15 protein-coding genes are annotated in these 17534 nt (G+C 60.8%); 8 read left to right on the top strand and 7 right to left on the bottom strand.

Annotated features, from left to right (window positions below; genetic code table 11):
• Window position 1 precedes the first annotated feature (1 nt).
• The 8 genes from LKE65_RS06075 (at window position 2) to murA (ending at window position 8797) form a co-directional block, all read left to right on the top strand.
• Entirely contained in the window at window positions 2–655 is a 654-nt protein-coding gene (locus LKE65_RS06075) for an ABC transporter substrate-binding protein (protein ID WP_278740740.1), read from the top strand.
• Between the two features lie 74 nt (window positions 656–729).
• Window positions 730–1905: a bacteriohopanetetrol glucosamine biosynthesis glycosyltransferase HpnI gene (gene hpnI / locus LKE65_RS06070; protein ID WP_086645816.1), complete on the top strand. Its 1176-nt coding sequence runs from the start codon at window positions 730–732 to the stop codon at window positions 1903–1905.
• Window positions 1906–2051: 146 nt separating this feature from the next.
• Entirely contained in the window at window positions 2052–3479 is a 1428-nt protein-coding gene (hpnJ, locus tag LKE65_RS06065) for a hopanoid biosynthesis associated radical SAM protein HpnJ (protein ID WP_278740739.1), read from the top strand.
• Between the two features lie 122 nt (window positions 3480–3601).
• A complete protein-coding gene (hpnK, locus tag LKE65_RS06060) occupies window positions 3602–4456 on the top strand; it encodes a hopanoid biosynthesis-associated protein HpnK (RefSeq protein WP_278740738.1) in 855 nt (284 codons plus the stop codon).
• 385 nt (window positions 4457–4841) lie between these two features.
• Window positions 4842–6599, top strand: coding sequence for a carbohydrate porin (locus LKE65_RS06055; protein WP_253530270.1), 1758 nt, complete (start codon window positions 4842–4844; stop codon window positions 6597–6599).
• A 160-nt stretch (window positions 6600–6759) separates the two neighbouring features.
• Window positions 6760–6984, top strand: coding sequence for a hypothetical protein (locus LKE65_RS06050; RefSeq protein WP_086645812.1), 225 nt, complete (start codon window positions 6760–6762; stop codon window positions 6982–6984).
• On the top strand, window positions 6975–7529 hold the full coding sequence (gene dcd, locus LKE65_RS06045) for a dCTP deaminase (protein ID WP_086645811.1): 555 nt from the start codon (window positions 6975–6977) through the stop codon (window positions 7527–7529). Before LKE65_RS06050 ends, dcd begins: the two co-directional genes overlap by 10 nt.
• A 5-nt stretch (window positions 7530–7534) precedes the next feature.
• Window positions 7535–8797 carry a UDP-N-acetylglucosamine 1-carboxyvinyltransferase gene (gene murA, locus LKE65_RS06040; protein WP_086645810.1) on the top strand — a complete coding sequence of 421 codons (1263 nt, stop codon included), beginning with the start codon at window positions 7535–7537 and terminating at the stop codon, window positions 8795–8797.
• A 105-nt stretch (window positions 8798–8902) separates the two neighbouring features.
• Here the strand turns inward: murA and LKE65_RS06035 are convergent, their stop codons facing one another.
• From LKE65_RS06035 to LKE65_RS06005, 7 genes are all read right to left on the bottom strand, one after another.
• A complete protein-coding gene (locus LKE65_RS06035) occupies window positions 8903–9496 on the bottom strand; it encodes a LutC/YkgG family protein (RefSeq protein WP_086645809.1) in 594 nt (197 codons plus the stop codon).
• Window positions 9493–10899 carry a lactate utilization protein B gene (locus LKE65_RS06030; RefSeq protein WP_086645808.1) on the bottom strand — a complete coding sequence of 469 codons (1407 nt, stop codon included), beginning with the start codon at window positions 10897–10899 and terminating at the stop codon, window positions 9493–9495. The genes LKE65_RS06035 and LKE65_RS06030 overlap by 4 nt, the downstream gene beginning before the upstream one ends.
• Window positions 10896–11639, bottom strand: a complete 744-nt coding sequence (locus LKE65_RS06025) for a (Fe-S)-binding protein (RefSeq protein ID WP_166116054.1) — start codon at window positions 11637–11639, stop codon at window positions 10896–10898. Before LKE65_RS06025 ends, LKE65_RS06030 begins: the two co-directional genes overlap by 4 nt.
• Before the next feature lie 29 nt (window positions 11640–11668).
• Window positions 11669–13366 (bottom strand): thiamine pyrophosphate-binding protein, encoded by a 1698-nt coding sequence (locus LKE65_RS06020; protein WP_278740737.1) that lies wholly within the window; start codon window positions 13364–13366, stop codon window positions 11669–11671.
• A gap of 98 nt (window positions 13367–13464) precedes the next feature.
• On the bottom strand, window positions 13465–14799 hold the full coding sequence (gene glcF / locus LKE65_RS06015; RefSeq protein WP_095349767.1) for a glycolate oxidase subunit GlcF: 1335 nt from the start codon (window positions 14797–14799) through the stop codon (window positions 13465–13467).
• Window positions 14800–14810: 11 nt separating this feature from the next.
• Complete coding sequence (locus LKE65_RS06010) at window positions 14811–16019, bottom strand: FAD-binding protein (RefSeq protein ID WP_278740736.1); 1209 nt, start codon at window positions 16017–16019, stop codon at window positions 14811–14813.
• 21 nt (window positions 16020–16040) lie between these two features.
• Complete coding sequence (locus tag LKE65_RS06005) at window positions 16041–17534, bottom strand: FAD-linked oxidase C-terminal domain-containing protein (protein WP_278740735.1); 1494 nt, start codon at window positions 17532–17534, stop codon at window positions 16041–16043.

Raw genomic sequence — 17534 nt, 5'->3', positions numbered from 1 at the left:
CATGGCACGTATTTCCTTCCGCGCAGGGCTCGTGCTTGGCATGAGCATGGCGCTTCTTCCCGTAGCTGGGGCTGGCGTATCCGCCCCGGCTGCGTTTGCCCAGTCCGCCCCGTCCAGTGCAGTGATTGCCCCCGTGCAAACGCTGTACACAGCGCTGGACCAGATCGTGCAGTCCCACGGCAGCTTTGCCGAGCGCAGCCAGATCGTGGCCACAGCGGTGGACAAGTCCTATGATCTGGAAGCCGTGCTCAAAGCCTCCATCGGCCTGCGCTATAACGGGCTGAATGCAGACGAAAAGCAGAAGCTGCTGGCCGCATTCAAGGCCTACACCGTCTCGCGCTACGTGAGCAACTTCAAGCCGGGTGCGGACATCAAGTTCACCATCCAGCCCACCGTGACCGACACGGCCGTTGGCGGCAACAAGCTGGTGGTTACCGACCTTGGCGCGAGCGATGGCTCCACCCCGACCGAGATCAGCTACATCATGAACAATGCCAGCGGGTCATGGAAAATTGTGGACGTGCTGCTCAGCGATGCCCGCATCAGCCAGGCTGCGGCCCAGCGTTCGGACTTCAGCTCCACGCTGACCTCGGGTGGCGTTTCTGGCCTTATCAGCGTTCTTGAGCGCAAGGCTCAGGCCTACGCCAAAGACTAAGGGAACAGGAACAGGCGCGTGCGGCAACGCAAACAGACACACTCCCCCATTATGGGGCGCATGATGGTCGGGGCATGGTAGCGGTTTTTCCTCTTCTGGCTGCTGCCAGCGCGCTTCTTTCTGTTACTGGCTGTATCCAGTCCTCTCTGGGGGCTGGATTGCTGGCACGTTTCCGCCGCAATGAGCGGCAACCTGTTGTGCTGGGCAGCCCCCCGCCGGTAACCGTGCTCAAACCCCTGTACGGCTCCGAACCCCTGCTGGAAGAAGCTCTGGAGAGCTTTTGTACACAGGATTACCCCCATATGCAGATCCTGTTTGGCGTGCGCGATGCGGATGACCCCGCTATTGCCGTTGTACGCCGCCTGCAGGAACGCCATCCTTCGCTGGACATGGAACTTGTGGTGGACCCCGCCCTGCATGGGCTGAACCGCAAGATCAGTAACCTGATGAATATTCTGCCCAAGGCGCGGCACGATATTCTGGTTATTTCCGATTCCGACATCCATGTACGGCCCGATTACCTGCAACACATTGTATCGGCCCTGCACCAGCCCAATACAGGGCTGGTCACCACCCTGTACGCGGGTCTGCCAGCAAGTGGTTCCCTTGTGCAGATGCTGGCGGCCTGCCAGATCAACCATAATTTTCTGCCCGGTGTCATGCTCTCGCGCTATCTGGGGCGGCAGGACTGCCTGGGCGCCACCATGGCGCTGCGCCGCCAGACACTGGATGACATTGGCGGGCTGGAAGCCCTTTTACCCCATGTGGCCGATGATGCCCTGCTTGGCAGGCTGGTACGGCAGGCTGGCATGAACATTGCCATTGCCGAATGCATGACATGGACCACCATTGCCGAATCCAGCTTTGGCGAGCTGCTGCGGCACGAACTGCGCTGGGGCCGCACGGTGTGCACGCTGGCGCCAGCGGGGTATGCGGCCTCCTCCATCCAGCTCCCCCTATTCTGGGCGACGCTGGTTGTGCTTTTTCAGCCACACGCGGCATGGAGTTTGCCATTCTTCTGGGGCATATGGGCCATGCGCGGGGTTACTTCGCTGCTGATTGACCGCGCCGTGGGCGCCCGCGCGCTGTGGCCTCTTTTGCTGCTTCCCCTGCGGGACTGGCTGTCTGCCGCCATTATGGTGGGGAGTGCCAGCGGGACGGAAGTCCACTGGCGGGGCCAGACCATGCACATTGCCCCCCACCCCAATACCGCACCAACACCCGTGAGGACTCTCTCCCCCGGACCCTAGTGAACGCATGCAAAGACTTGCCTTCTTCCCATACGCCAGAGTATTTGCCTAAACCAAATGCAGATACGGAAGTCCTTGAGCCAGCATTTATGCCGGAGCTTACTGTTGGACCCCACCGTTCTACGCCCTTGTCAGGATAGAAACCGATGACGATGAGAACCCTTTTTCTCCAGCCGCCAACTTTTGATGGTTTTGATGGCGGCGCAGGCTCGCGCTATCAGGCCCGCCGTGAAATTAAATCTTTCTGGTATCCGACATGGCTGGCCCAGCCTGCTGCTCTGGTTCCCGGCAGCCGCCTGATTGACGCCCCCCCCGCCAACATGGGCATGGAGCCCATTCTGGAAGACGTGAAAAACCGCGATCTGGTGGTGCTGCACACCTCCACCCCGTCCTTTGCCAAGGACGTGCAGGTGGCCCAGATGCTCAAGGACGTTAACCCGAACCTGAAGATTGGCATGGTTGGCGCCAAGGTGGCCGTTCAGCCGGAAGAAAGCCTGCTCAAGGGTGCGCCCATCGACTTTGTTGCCCGCAATGAATTTGATTACACGATCAAAGACATTGCCGATGGCATGGACTTCAAGGACGTGGACGGCATTACGTGGCGCAACAAGGATGGCGAAATTATTGCCAACCGCGACCGCGCCATGATCGAAGACATGGACGCCCTGCCCTTCGTGACCGAAGTGTACAAGCGTGACCTGCGGATTGAAGATTACTTCATCGGCTACCTCATGCACCCGTACCTTTCCATCTACACGGGCCGTGGCTGCAAATCGCGCTGCACCTTCTGCCTGTGGCCGCAGACCGTGGGTGGCCACCGCTACCGCACCCGCAGCCCGCAGCATGTGGCAGCCGAAATCCGTCTGGCCATGCAGTACTTCCCGCAGGTTAAGGAGTTCTTCTTTGATGATGACACCTTTACCGACGACCTGCCCCGCGCCGAAGCCATTGCCCGCGAACTGGGCAAGCTGGGTGTAACCTGGTCGTGCAACGCCAAGGCCAACGTGCCCTACGACACGCTCAAGGTCCTGCGTGACAACGGCCTGCGCCTGCTTCTGGTCGGCTACGAAAGCGGCAACCAGCAGATCCTGCACAACATCAAAAAAGGCATGCGTGTTGAAGTGGCGCGTGAGTTCACCAAGAACTGCCACGAACTGGGGATCAAGATCCACGGCACCTTCATTCTGGGCCTGCCGGGCGAAACGAAGGAAACCATTCAGGAAACCATTCGCTTCGCACAGGAAATCAACCCGCACACGTTGCAGGTTTCCCTCGCGGCACCTTACCCCGGCACGGCCCTGTTCAAGGAAGCCACGGAAAACGGCTGGCTGGACGAAAGCAACGCCGAACTGCTGGACGAAAACGGCGTGCAGATTGCACCGCTGCACTACCCGCACCTGTCGCACACCGAAATCTTCAACAGCGTGGAAGAATTCTACAGGAAGTTCTACTTCCGCGCTCCCAAGATTGCCTCCATCGTAGGTGAAATGGTGCGTTCGCCCCAGATGATGAAGCGCCGCCTGCGCGAAGGTGTGGAATTCTTCCAGTTCCTTAAAGGCCGCAAGGCTGCCTGATCTGGCATAACTGATGGCGCTGGGGGGGGGATGGCGCATAAGTCCCCCACCCAGAACAGCCATGACAGCCCCCGCCCGCCAGTGCTAGACACAGGCAAAGGTTACAAAGGGCTGCCAGAACCATGAAACGCGCCATTATTTCCGCCGATGATTTCGGCATGTCGGTTGAAGTGAACGAGGCCATTGAACAGGCCCACATCAACGGCGTTCTCTCAACTGCCAGTCTTATGGTATCCGGCCCTGCTGCACAGGATGCCGTGGAACGGGCCAAACGCCTGCCCTCCCTTCATGTTGGCCTGCATCTGGTGGTTATTGAAGGACCATCGGTTCTGCCCCACAGCCGCCTGCCGCTGATTACGCGCGATAATGGCTGGTTCTCCTCCTCCCAGTTAGGGCTTGGAGTGGACTACTTCTTCCGCCCCGAAGGACGGCGGGAACTGGAGGCGGAAATTACCGCCCAGTTTGAAGCCTTCAGCCGCACGGGCCTGCCGCTGGACCACGCCAACGCCCACAAGCACATGCACCTGCACCCCACCGTAGGCAAAATGATGATTGGCATAGGCAAAGGCTACGGGCTGAATGCCGTGCGGGTACCTCTGGAGCCACCCCGCCCCCTGTATGCCGCAGGCACCTATACCGACACGCTGGGCGATGCCGCCCTGCGCCGCTGGACCGCCCTGCTGCGCCATCAGGCCCATGCTGCGGGCATGGCCACGAATGACTGGTGCTTTGGCCTGGCCTGGAGCGGGCACATGACCACCGAGCGCATGGCCGCTCTGGCAGCCCACCTGCCTGATGGTGTGTCCGAGATCTATTTCCACCCCGCCACCCACAAGAACACCATGCTCGCAGAACTGATGCCCACATACGAGCATGAGGCCGAGTTCAAGGCACTCTGCTCTCCGGGCTTTCGCAAGGGGCTGGAGCAGGCGGGGGCACAGCTTTGCGGCTGGCAGGACATCGCTCGTGGAGCATAGCTGCTGCGCGTATGTTGCAAATTTATCGTTATAACAAAAATTTGCACTCCGTTTTTACTAAAAAACCTATTTTGTTTGGTTTTGGGTAATAATGTTTCAAAACCACCCTTGACCGGACATTTCCGTTCATGCTCCTGATGGCAGACCGACAACAACAAAAACAATAACGGTCTGTCACATGGTCGCACATTCTGCCCGGCGGAATATCCGCCTCCGCTCTTATGCCGCCCAGCCTCGCGCGCTGTGGCGTTACGCCCATGCCCTGCCGGTTCATGGGGTTGTACGCACGGCCTGAACAGCAGGCCCAGCAGCACGCTCCCTTAAACAAACCCCTGCACGCATAAGACAACTCCCTCCAGCAAGAGCGAGAGGAAGCGGAATAACAATGCCAAAAATACACCGCACCCAGCGCCCCGGCACCCCCGAACACGGGCCAAAACACACCCGCACAACTGCCGCCTGCGCCATTGCGCTGGCCTCCGTGTGGCATGCGCCTTTTGGTTCTGGCGTGGCACAGGCCCAGACCACCCATGCCTCCGCCCTTACGGCCCAGCCAAGTGTGGCGCCTATTTCCGACACCATCATCAACCCCGGCAGCAAGGTCCATGCCCTGCCTGCGCAGTCCCTGCGCCCGCTGGATGCGGAAACCATTGGCCCGGACCTGAGCGCCATCCGCCGGCCGCCCAACACGCCCATTCCGCCAAGCGGGGTGCCCATTCTGCCGTCCCCCGGTCTGGCACCTTTGAGCGTGATGCCGATCATGCCATCGGAAACACCCCACTCGCTGCACCAGATCGAACTGGACTCCCTGATCAATGGGGAAGGCCCCTCCGCCCTGCTGCCCGCAAGCTGGGACGCCCAGCGTGATTACGACCTGCCAGACCCGTACTACGTGCCCACAGCCGGTACGGGGCACCTTATTCCGCAGCTGATGCCCTTCCGCGACCGGCTGAGGGACAAGGGGTTTTCGTTCTCCTTCTCCTACAAGGGAGAAGCCATGGGGCTGGCATCTGGCGGGTTACCCGGCCAGAAAGGCATCAGCTACGTGCATGAGCTGACCTTGCAGACCACGTTTGATCTGGGCCGCATGAACTCGGCACTTAACGGCTGGTCCGTGCATGGGCTGGTTATGGAACGTGCAGGCCGTGCCGCGCAGAACGTACGCGCAGGCGAATACTATGTGGCCTTGCAGGAAGTGTACACGCTCTCGGGCAACGTCGCGGCGCATCTGGTGGACATGTACGCCGAGAAAAAGATGCTCAACAACAAGCTGGACATCATTTTCGGCCGTATGTCGCTCACCCATGTGTTCGCGACATCTCCGCTGCTGTGCTCCTTCATGGTCACCTGCTCGGCCCCTGTGGCCATCAAGCAGCTACCGGGCATGAGCGTGTACCCAAAAGCCACATGGGGTGCGCGCGCACGCTTCCGCCCCACGCGGGATACGGCCATACAGGTTGGCGCTTACTCCGTGAGCACCCTGAGCGAGAACCCCTCGGGCTGGGCATGGGGGTCCGAGAACGCAACAGGCCTGTCCCTGCCGATCGAGTTCACCTGGGCACCGTTCCTGACCCGCAACCGCCTGCCCGGCCACTACGTGCTGGGATATGAGCATGACACCACCCGGTATGCGGACAAGATTGGCTCGGTCCTGCCCAAGCGCATTGCCGACACCCTGCCCGGCACACGCTCCGCCCCCTCCGATGCCATGTGGCTGGAGGCAGACCAGATGATCTACCGCCTTGGCGGGCGTAACCAGATGGCCGGTGGCTACCTGATGGCAGGTTACGTGCATGCCACCCCGCACGTGGTCAACATATCGGATCAGGCTTATGGCGGCCTGTCGTTTGTGGGGCTGATCCCCACCCGCCTGACAGACCGTTTTGGTGTGCTGTATTCATGGTACAAGGTCAGCCGCCGCCGCCGGGAGAGCGAAATTCTGGCCGTGGATGGCGGGTACTCACTGGGATCGACCATTCGCGGAATCCAGAATGATTCCGAACTGGTCGAAGCGTATTACGGGATTGACGCCACACATGGCGTGCTGGTCCAGCCTGAGTTCCAGTATCTGATCCACCCGGGCGAAACACACCACATCCCCAATGCGGCCCTGATTGGGCTCAAGGTTATTGCCAACCTGTAAAAACCACCTCCTGCCGGTGCGCCCACTGCACCGGCAGGCACGCATAAAACAGCACAAAGGCCGCCCGCCCCTGTGGCAGGCTCTAGGCATGGCGCGGTACGTCTGCTAGTCAGCAAGGCGAACGTTTAACCCGTACGCGACTGGCCTTGCTGCATCTGGCATGACTGACACGCCCGACAAAACCCAATCTTCCGGACAGACCCTTTCCGCCAGAGCGGAGGCGGCCCGCGCCGAGCGGCTTGCCCGCCAGGCCGCGGCACTGCGCGCCAACCTGCGCCGCCGCAAGGATCAGGCCCGGACCAGACAGGACCATAACACGGCGGAGGAGCCATCCCCCGCCACCACACAGCCCCCCGGTAATGGAGAGAGCAAGACATGCCCGTGATGCCCGATACATGGATCCGCCAGATGGCGCACGATCACGGCATGATCGAACCGTTTGTGGAAAGCCAGAAGCGCGAAGGCGTTATTTCCTACGGTCTGTCCTCCTACGGGTATGATGCCCGCGTGGCCGATGATTTCCGTATTTTTACGGATGTAAACAACGCCATTGTGGATCCCAAAAACTTCAGCCCCGAAGGTTTTGTGTCTCGCAAGGCGGATGAATGCATTATTCCGCCCAACAGCTTTGTGCTGGCCCATACCATTGAATACTTCCGTATTCCGCGGGATGTGCTGGTGGTCTGCCTTGGCAAGTCCACCTACGCGCGGTGCGGCATTATTGTAAACGTGACCCCGCTTGAACCGGAATGGGAAGGGCAGGTCACGATCGAGATCAGCAACACCACCCCCCTGCCCGCGCGCATTTACGCCAATGAGGGGATCTGCCAGTTCCTGTTCTTCAAGGGCGATTCCCCGTGCGAGACCAGCTACGCGGACCGTGCGGGTAAATATATGGGCCAGCGTGGCGTTGCCACGCCCCGGATGTAAAAACCATGGATCATTTTGTTATCCGCGGCGGCCGCCCCCTGCACGGCGAAATTACCATTGGCGGGGCCAAGAATGCGGGCCTCAAGCTGCTGGTGGCGGGGCTGCTGACCTCCGAACGGCTGGTGCTGTCCAACGTCCCCCATATTGCCGACATTGCCACCATGCGCGCCCTGCTGGAGCAGCATGGGCTGGAAGTGCATGATGTTACGGGCGATGGCTCCACCCTGTCGGTCGGGGGGGATATTACCAATACCGAAGCCCCGTATGACATTGTTTCCAAAATGCGGGCCTCCATTCTGGTGCTTGGCCCGCTACTGGCCCGCTGCCGGGAGGCGCGCGTGTCCCTCCCCGGTGGGTGCGCCATTGGCACCCGCCCGGTGGACCTCCACCTTAAAGGGCTGGAAACACTGGGCGCGGAAATTACGCTGGAAAACGGCTATATTAACGCCCGTGCTCCCAAGGGGCTTGTTGGCGACCGCATTATTCTGCCTTTTGCCTCGGTCGGGGCGACTGAAAACCTGATGATGGCGGCAACGCTTGCACAGGGCAAAACCGAAATCATTAACGCCGCGCGTGAGCCGGAAATGGTGGATCTGGCCAACTGCCTGAACGCCATGGGCGCCCGCATTACGGGTGCGGGCAGTTCCGCCATTTTAATTGATGGCGTGGAAGCCCTGCACGGTGCCGAACACCGCATTATGCCCGACCGTATTGAATGCGGGACCTATGCCTGTGCCGCCGCCATTACAGGTGGGGACCTGCGGCTGGTAGGCGGGCAGATGGACCATCTGGGCGCTGTTGTGCGAGCATTGGAGGAATGCGGGACCGAAGTCACGCAGGATGGGGACACCATGCGCGTGCGCCGCACCGGAGCGCTGCGCGGGATCGACATCATGACCGAGCCTTACCCCGGATTCCCGACCGATATGCAGGCCCAGTTCATGGCGCTGCTCTCGGTTGCCGAGGGGGCCTCCATGATTACCGAGACCATTTTTGAAAACCGGTTCATGCATGTGCCCGAGCTCAACCGCATGGGTGCGCGCATTAACGTCCACGGTTCTTCCGCCATTATCCGTGGGGTACATAGCCTGTCTGGCGCACCGGTTATGGCGACCGACCTGCGGGCCTCGTTCTCGCTCATTCTCGCAGGGCTTGCCGCCCATGGAGAGACCATTCTGAGCCGCGTGTACCACCTTGACCGGGGGTATGAGGCGGTGGAACGCAAACTGGCAAAATGTGGCGCACTGATCGAGCGCGTGCGGGACTGAGCGCCCGTTAGCCCTCGACCCGAGCGCAAAAAAGCCGGAGCGGCGTAAACTGCTCCGGCTTTTTTTATGCGTTTCCCGCCTTCAGGCGGGATGGGAGGACAAGGCTCAGTCTTCCCACCACACGCTCAGCGTACGCACGCCCTGCGCACCGCGGATCAGCACACCCTGAATATCCGCCGTGGCGGATGGCCCGCTCATGAGCACACCATAATTGGCGGTGTGGAACTCGGGGCGGTCCATATAGGCTGTATGCATGTTGGCGGTCAGGTTTTTGGCCGACAGGATCACCACAATATGCTGGGTCAGGTGGGCGGCGGAGTTCAGGTCCTGCAACTGGGCTTCGCTCAGGTAGATCGAACCCATTTCCGCAATGCCGAAGGGGGAGCGCACAACCAGCACATCCACCGAGGCCGCCTGCTGGGGTGTGCCCAGCTCTTCTATGCGGATCGTACCTTCAAAATCCGGCACGGCGGAGCAGATAACCTTGGAATCGGGGAAGCGACGGGCAATGGCGGTAGCCAGTGTGTCCCCCTCCTGCCGTTCCAGCACCTGCCCGCCCAGAATCTGGAGGCTGTTTTCAAACCGGGCCTGCCCGTTATCCATATCCCCCAGACGTGCAACAGGGGGGAGCGGGTGGGCCTTGGGGTCTGGCCTGTTATCGCGCAGGCGGGTCAGAATGGCATCGCGCGAGGTGCTCATGCGCTTTCCCCTTCCTTCTTTTTGGTTTTCAGGCGGTTCTGCTTGTACCAGCTATGGAAGGTCTGCTTGACCGGATGCGGCAGTTCGCGGTGCTTGCCCCACGGGTTAAGCCAGTTATACAGCACAAAGCGCGGCATGGTGCTGAGCGCGACCTCGGTCCCGTTAATGGCAGCACGGTACAGGGTGGGCTGGCCCATAAGCTTGCCCGCCATGTGCATGACCTCACGCTTTACAAACGGCAGTTCGTGGTGTTCAGCCAGAACACGCCGCCATTTGTAGAGCTGTTCGTGAATGTTGATCTTGACCGGGCACACATTGGTGCAGCTCCCGTTCATGGTCGAGGCAAAAGGCAGCGTGCTGTATTTGCGCTCGTTAAAGGTGGGGTCAATAATCGCGCCAATGGGGCCGGAATACACCGCACCATAGGACAGGCCACCCGAACGGCGATAAACCGGGCAGGTATTCATACATGCGCCACAGCGGATACATTTGAGCGAGGTCCAGAAGTCCTCCATGCCCAAACGGTGCGACCGCCCGTTATCCACCAGCACCACATGCATCTCGCTCCCTTTTTGCGGGCCACGGAAATGCGTTGTGTACTGCGTAATGGGCGAACCAAGGGCCGAGCGTGAAAGCAGGCGGATAAACACACCCATATCCGCCATACGCGGCACCAGCCGTTCGATCCCGATCGTGGCAATGTGCAGGCCCGGTACAGTCGCACTCAGGTCGGCATTGCCTTCGTTGGTGCAGACAACAAAGGAGCCTGTTTCGGCCACCACAAAGTTGCCACCCGTCATACCCGCATCGGCGGACAGAATAACCGGGCGGGCAGCCAGCCGCTGCTGCCATGCAAGGGACTGCGCGCTGTTGTCGTTGGGGTCCGTGTGATAGTGCTCGGCAAAAATCTTGGCAACATCGGGGATCAGCTTATGCACGGCTGGAACCACAATGTGGCTGGGCATCTGGTTATCCAGCTGCTGGATGCGCTCCCCAAGGTCAGTTTCCGTCACCACAACGCCGCGTGGCTCCAGATACTCGCGCATGCAGCATTCTTCGGTCACCATGGATTTGCTCTTGATGAGCGATTTGGCGCCGTGCTTTTCCAGAATTTCGCCAACAATGCGGTTATGTTCCGCGCCATCGGCTGCCCAGTGCACATGAATACCGTTCTTTTTGGCGTTGGCCTCAAACTGTTCAAGGTATTCTGGCAGGTTGGCCAGCGTGTGCTCCTTGATGGCGGATGCACGTGCGCGCAGTTCCTGCCATTCGGGCAGAATGTGCATCTGCCCATCACGCTTTTGCCGCAGGTCCCACAGCCGTTCGTCATGGAAATCCATGTGGGCGGTATCTTCGATAAACGCTTCCGCCGCCTTGGCGTGGTTGACAGGTTTGACTTTCATTCCCGCGCTCCATTCAGAATTTCAGCAATATGAATGAAGCGGATGGGAACACCGGCCCGCTCCGCACACCCTTGCTGGTGCATCATGCAGGACGTATCGGCCGAGACAATATACTCAGCCCCTGCCTGATGGTGGTCCCGCACCTTGTCCGTGCCCATTTTGGCCGAAACAGCCTCCTCCGTAACCGAGAAGGTGCCACCAAAACCGCAGCATTCATCAGGCCGTTTGGGTGTGGCAAAGGAAATACCCTTGACCTTGCCCAGCAGGTCCATGGGTTTGGAAAAGAACGGCTCGCCCAGTTCGGACATGCTGGCCGTGCGCAGGGCGCGCAGGGTGCCGCAGCTGTTGTGCAGCCCCACCTTGTGCGGGAACTCCGCCCAGGGGAAGTCCTGCACCTTGAGCACATCGTGCAAAAACTCGACCAGCTCAAACGTGTTTTCACGCACATGGCGTACGTCATCGGTCTGCTCGATGGCGTCAAAATTATCGCGCACATGGTGCGTGCAACTGCCGGACGGCATGACAATGGCATCATACCTGGCAAAGTTTTTAACAAACAGTGCTTCTGCCGCAGCCGCATCCTTGTTGCAGCCCGAATTGGCCATGGGCTGGCCACAGCAGGTCTGGTTCATTGGGTATTCCACGTCCTGCCCCAGCTTTTCCAGCAGTTCCAGTGTGGCAATCCCCGCGTTTGGATAAAACGCGTCTATATAACAGGGAATAAACAACCCGATTTTCATACGCACCCCCGGTAAAGAAGCGAGCCTCCTCAGCTCGCTGCAATCACAATTTCCACTAACGATGGGCCATCAGTCGCCAAGGCGGCCTCCAGTGCGGGGGCAATATCTGCCGCCCGTGTCACTTTGGTGGAGGGCACCCCCATGGAACGGGCGAGCGCCTGATAGTCTATGCTCGGGTTAACAATATCCATAGCCGGATATGTGCCCTCCCGCGCGGAAATATAATCTTTCTGCTGCCGCATGAAGTTCTTGAGCACGTTGTACTCCTGATTATTCATGACCACAAAAGTAACGGGCAGCTTTTCATGTGCCGCAGTCCACAATGCCTGTGGCGAATACAGGGCCGCCCCATCCCCCACAAGGGAGACCACACGCTCGCGCCCAAGGCCGAGTGAGGCCCCAACCGCTGCGGGCATGCCCCAGCCCAGCGCACCGCCACGCAGGAACGAATACTGCGCAGACCACGCACTTTCCAAAAACAGACGCACATCGGAGGATGTGGCTATGGCCTCATCCACAATGGCAATATCCGGCCCCACGGCGCGCACCACTTCCCACGCGGCAACGCTGGGGTGGATGACCGCATCGCTACGGTGGGCCTGCATGGCCTGTCTGGCCTGCGCCTTATGCTGCATGCGCTGGGCGGCCACACGCTCGCCCGCCGCGTGGTAGCCCGCGGCTCTGCCCTGTGTGAGCACCTGCAACTCCGGCAGCAGGGCCTGAAGCGACGCCCGCACATCCCCCACGACCGAGAGCGGGGTCCAGAACGTGCGCCCAAGGTCCCTTACATCGGACGACATCTGATACACCGCACAGCTTGGCGGCAGGGCCGGGCCTTCGGTGTAGAGAATGGTAATGAGCGATTTGCCACCAAGGGCAAAAATGGCGTCATACGCGCCCAGTGTCTGCGCAATGGCGGTTGCCTGTGTGGGCAGGTTGCCGCACCACAACGGGTGTGCTGTGGCAAAGGGAATGCGCGACGGCCAGGAAGACCCATAAACCGGCGCACCCAGGCACTGGGCCACGGCGGCGACCTCGGCTGCCGCATCGGAGCCGTACACCTCGTCCCCCGCAATAATGGCCAGCCGCCCCGGTGCTATGCCCGCCAGCGCACGGGCCAGCTCGGGTAGACCACCGGCCACAGCCTGCCGGTTGATCTGCGATGGCGCACCAATATCCACCGCACTCAGCTCCTCCATGACGTCCATGGGAAGCGAGAGGAACACGGGCCCGGCGGGGGCTGCCGTGGAATCATGAAAGGCGCGGCGCAGTAGCACGGGCAACTGGTCCGCATGGGCGACTTCCTGCGCCCATTTAACGGCGGGGCGGGCAATCTGCACCAGATCCCCGAACAGTAGCGGGTCGGAAATGGTATGGCGCGAATCCTGCTGCCCCGCAGTCACCACCAACGGCGTTTGCGAGACACTGGCGTTTAGCAGGTTCCCCAGCCCATGCCCCAGCCCGCCCGCCGTATGCAGGTTTAAAAAACCCGGCTTGCGGGCAGCCTGCGCATAGCCATCGGCCATGGCCACAACGCTGGCCTCCTGCAACCCCAGTACGTAATGCACGTCGGGTATTTCCAGCAGCGCATCTATCAGCGGGAGTTCGGTGGTGCCGGGGTTGCCAAAAATGTAATCAACCCCCTCGCTCCGCAACACCTCCAGCAATACGGCAGCCCCACGGCGCAGTTGCCCTCCGGCTGTATCCACCCCTGTTATGCCTGACATGCCTTATGCTCCCCTGCGCTGTTGCGCGCCTTGCACCTGTGTCCGCCGTTATCCAGCCCGCTACGGGCCACACCGTGTGCGGCACGGCCCTGTGCTGGCTACTCCGCCGCCAGCTTCTGCCCTTTAAGGGCTGCGGGTTCCGGCCCGCCAGTGGCCCAGTCCAGCAGTTCCACCGTGTGCACAAACGGCAGCCCGGCCTCCCCTGCAAGCTGGGTCATGCACCCGATGTTGCCGCTGGCGGCAATCTGGGCATGTACGGAGCGGATGTTGCGCAGCTTGCGCTCCTTCAGCTCATTGGCGATGTCTGGCTGGAGCAGGTTGTAGGTACCAGCAGACCCACAGCACAGGTAGCCCTCGGGCACATCCAGCACGGTAAAGCCTGCCTCACGCAGCAGGTCCTTGGGCTGGTTCACAATCCGCTGGCCGTGCTGCATGGAACACGCGGAATGGTACACCACCCGCAGCCCCGTGGGGGTGGCAGGTTTTTCCAGCCCGATCTCGACCATAAACTCGGTAATGTCCCGCGCCATGGCGGACACGCGCGCGGCCTTGTCCGCCCATTCCGGGTCCAGCCTGAGTGCGTGGCCATAGGCCTTGATGGATGTGCCACAGCCGGATGTGTTGATGACAATGGCATCCAGCCCGTCCGGGCCATCGGCCTCACGCAGCCAGGCGTCAATATTGGCCTTGACCAGTGGCAGGGCCTGCGCCTCGTCCCCCATATGTTCGGCAGGGGCACCACAACAGCCTGAACCTGCTGCGACCACCACCTCTACCCCATGGCGCTGGAGCAGGCGGATTGTGGCTTCGTTAATGGCTGTGTCCAGCACGGTCTGCACGCAGCCGTTAAGTAGCGCCACACGCTTACGCGGTTTGACCGCCTTGCCTGCCTGCGGCGCGGGTAAAAATGTTTGCGGCCGGTCCACCGGGCTGGGAGCGGGCAACGGGTTGGTTGGCACCATATCCAGCATGGCACGCAGGGTGCCCGAAAACAGACCCCGGAAGGGCCTGCCCAGACGCCCGCCAAAAATGGCAAGGCGGAACAGGCGGGCATTGGGAATAAGCCGGACCAGCAGTTCGCGCACGGCGCGCTGGAAGAGCGGGCGTTTGTAATGCTCCTCCACATATTCGCGGCCATGGGCGATCAGTTTGGAGTATTCCACGCCTGACGGGCAAATAGCCTCACACGCAAGGCAGGTCAGGCAGCGGTCCAGATGTTCGACCGTTTTGGCATCAGGCACGCCACCTTTTTCGTACATGTCCTTCATAAGGAAAATACGGCCGCGCGGGCTGTCGTTTTCCTCATGCTTGACGGCGTATGTGGGGCAGCGCGAGAGGCACACGCCACAATGGACGCAGTTACCAATAATGTCCTTGGCCAACTGCACGTTCGGGTCCGCATCCAGCGCGGCCTGGGGAATATGGCTGAGCATTGGGGCGTCTCCTATGCCTGAACGGTCATGCGGCCGGGGTTGAGAATACCTGCCGGGTCAAAGGCTGTGCGGGTGCGCGCGGCTAGTGCTGCAACCCCCGCACTGACGGGCGGGAACGCACCAAACTGGGCACGCACCGCATCGGGCGCACGCAGCAGGGTTGCACGCGCGCCTGCTTTTTCCGCCATTTTACGGTAACGCAGGGTATCCACCTCGGGCTGCACGCCGCGCATGGTGGAGAACACCACACCGCCGGCCCAGTCCACAAAAAAGCGGTTGATGCAGCCTGCACTGCGCGCCTGCTCCACAAAGGCGGGCATGGTTGTGGCGGGCAGGTTAACACGCCACACCAGCTCGTCCGGTTTGGCATTCAGGCAGTCCAGTTCACGCACACCGGCCCACAGGGCGCGGCTCTGCTCCTGCTCCAGCACCACCATGCCACCACGGGTGGCCAGCATGCCATTGAGCACCTGCTGGTTGCCCGCAACGCCGGGCACTGTGCCTTCCACGCGCACCAGCAGTTCGCACAGCCCTGCGGCATTGACCCTGCGGGCCAGCCCGCCAAGCCCCAGCGGAAGGGCGCGCATTCTGGCAAACAGGGCTACGTCCTCCTCCAGTGTGGCGGCGGGCAGCACCAGAGTTACCTCCGCCCGTGGGGCGGGCAGCACCTTGAGTGTAACGGTTGTGAGTGCTGCCAGCGTACCGTTGGCCCCTGTTACCAGTTTGCTGATGTCGTAGCCGGTCACGTTCTTCATGGTCCGGCCGCCAGCCTTGAACACATCGCCCTGACCGTTCACACCTTCCACGCCCAGAACAAAGTCCCTTGCTGCCCCGGTCAGAATCCGGCGCGGGCCAGACAGGGCGGTGGAAACCGCCCCACCCAGTGTGCTGCGCGCGCCATTGGTGCCATACAGCCCGGCATAGCGTGGGGGTTCAAACGGCAGGTATTGCCCTTTTTGCGCCAGAACCTGCTCGACCTCATCCAGCGTGGCGCCAACACCTGCGCGAATCACCAGATCATCGGGGTCATAAAAATCTATCTGGTCCAGCCCGCCCAGTTCCAGCACGCGGGTAGCGGCAACCGGGTTACCCAGCCCGGCACGGGTGCCATTGCCCCGCACCACCAGAGGCTCGCCCCGGCTGGCCGCGTCCATAAGAATATCTGCAACGTCCTGTGTTGTGGCAGGACGCATGGATGCAGTGGTTTGTGTGTCTGTCATGCTTGCTATGCCCTACCGGAATCAGAAACGCGGAATATCCGCAAAACGCAGGTTGCCGTTGTTCACATGCATCCGCCCGAACTCCGCACAGCGGCACAGGGTGGGGAACATCTTGCCCGGGTTCAGCAGGTCCTTGGGGTCAAACGCACATTTGACCATCTGCTGCTGCTGCAAATCCACTTCGGTAAACTGGTGGGTCATCAGGTCACGTTTTTCAACGCCAATGCCGTGTTCACCGCTGAGCACCCCGCCCGCATCCACGCAGGCGATCAGCACATCGGCCCCGAACTCCTCGGCTTTTTCCAGATCGCCCGGTTTGGCGGCATCATACATGATGATGGGGTGCAGGTTGCCATCCCCCGCATGGAAGCAGTTGGCGTAATCCAGCCCGTATTTTTTGGACATGTCCGCCATCTTGTTCAGCACCTCGGGCAGCTTGTTGCGCGGAATGGTGCCGTCCGTGCAGTAATAATCCGGGCAGAGCTTGCCAATGGCGGAAAATGCCAGCTTGCGGCTGCTCCATATGCGCTGGCGTTCTTCCTCCGTGGTGCTGACCTTGAGCTCAATAGCCCCCTGCCCACGCGCCACATCGCTGACCACACCAACCAGCGCGTCCACCTCAACCGCCGTGCCATCAAGCTCGCACAGCAGGAGTGCGGCCGTGCGGTCATCAAACTTTTCCTTGATCAGGACGGAAACCGCATCAAGCACCTTGCGGTCCATGAACTCCAGACCCGCAGGAATAATACCCACGCCAATAATGGCGCCCACACATTCGCACGCTTCCTCCACGGACGCGAAGCTCATGGAAATCACGCGTGCAACTTCGGGCACGGGCTCCAGCCGCACGGCAATTTCGGTCACGACCGCCAACAGCCCTTCAGAGCCGGTCAGCACCCCCATAAGGTCCAGCTCACCCTCGGCCGCGCCAAGGTAGGCACCGCCCAGTTCCACCATTTCGCCGGTCATCAGCACGGCCTGAATGCCCAGAATATGGTTGGCGGTCACACCGTATTTAAGGCAGTGCACGCCCCCGGCGTTTTCCGCCACATTGCCACCAATGGTGGAGATCAACTGGCTGGACGGGTCAGGCATGTAGCACAGGCCAAGGTGGCTGACAGCCTCGGTAATTTTAATATTGGGCACACCCGGCTGCACGCGGGCTACGCGGTTGTGTTCATCCACCGCCAGCACGTTGCACAGGCGGGACGTAACCAGCAGCACGCCATCTTCCAGCGGCAGGGCACCACCCGAGAGCGATGTGCCAGAACCACGGGGAACAATCTTGACGCCTTTTTCGTTGCAGAAACGCAGAACAGCCTGCACTTCCTGCGCAGACCCCGGCAACACGACCAGCAGCGGCATAGCCATATAGGCGGTAATGCCATCGCACTGGTAAGGCCTGCGCTGTGCATCGTCGGAAATAACCCAGTCTTTTCCCACAATCTGGCGCAGACCCTGTGCCAGTGCATCACGCTGGCTTATAATGGTCTGGTTGGGTTCGGGCATCTGCAT

It is taken from the genome of Acetobacter fabarum (genome assembly GCF_022483405.1).
Taxonomy (GTDB): Bacteria; Pseudomonadota; Alphaproteobacteria; order Acetobacterales; family Acetobacteraceae; genus Acetobacter; species Acetobacter fabarum.
This window is presented reverse-complemented; position numbering and strand designations above follow the sequence as displayed.

Coding starts and splice junctions, on each gene's coding strand:
- LKE65_RS06005 (WP_278740735.1), bottom strand. CDS start 17,534: ATGCAGATGCCCGAACCCAACCAGACCATTATAAGCCAGCGTGATGCA.
- LKE65_RS06020 (WP_278740737.1), bottom strand. CDS start 13,366: ATGTCAGGCATAACAGGGGTGGATACAGCCGGAGGGCAACTGCGCCGT.
- hpnK (WP_278740738.1), top strand. CDS start 3,602: ATGAAACGCGCCATTATTTCCGCCGATGATTTCGGCATGTCGGTTGAA.
- LKE65_RS06050 (WP_086645812.1), top strand. CDS start 6,760: ATGACTGACACGCCCGACAAAACCCAATCTTCCGGACAGACCCTTTCC.
- glcF (WP_095349767.1), bottom strand. CDS start 14,799: ATGCTCAGCCATATTCCCCAGGCCGCGCTGGATGCGGACCCGAACGTG.
- murA (WP_086645810.1), top strand. CDS start 7,535: ATGGATCATTTTGTTATCCGCGGCGGCCGCCCCCTGCACGGCGAAATT.
- LKE65_RS06010 (WP_278740736.1), bottom strand. CDS start 16,019: ATGACAGACACACAAACCACTGCATCCATGCGTCCTGCCACAACACAG.
- dcd (WP_086645811.1), top strand. CDS start 6,975: ATGCCCGTGATGCCCGATACATGGATCCGCCAGATGGCGCACGATCAC.
- LKE65_RS06075 (WP_278740740.1), top strand. CDS start 2: ATGGCACGTATTTCCTTCCGCGCAGGGCTCGTGCTTGGCATGAGCATG.
- LKE65_RS06025 (WP_166116054.1), bottom strand. CDS start 11,639: ATGAAAATCGGGTTGTTTATTCCCTGTTATATAGACGCGTTTTATCCA.
- LKE65_RS06030 (WP_086645808.1), bottom strand. CDS start 10,899: ATGAAAGTCAAACCTGTCAACCACGCCAAGGCGGCGGAAGCGTTTATC.
- hpnI (WP_086645816.1), top strand. CDS start 730: ATGGTAGCGGTTTTTCCTCTTCTGGCTGCTGCCAGCGCGCTTCTTTCT.
- hpnJ (WP_278740739.1), top strand. CDS start 2,052: ATGACGATGAGAACCCTTTTTCTCCAGCCGCCAACTTTTGATGGTTTT.
- LKE65_RS06055 (WP_253530270.1), top strand. CDS start 4,842: ATGCCAAAAATACACCGCACCCAGCGCCCCGGCACCCCCGAACACGGG.
- LKE65_RS06035 (WP_086645809.1), bottom strand. CDS start 9,496: ATGAGCACCTCGCGCGATGCCATTCTGACCCGCCTGCGCGATAACAGG.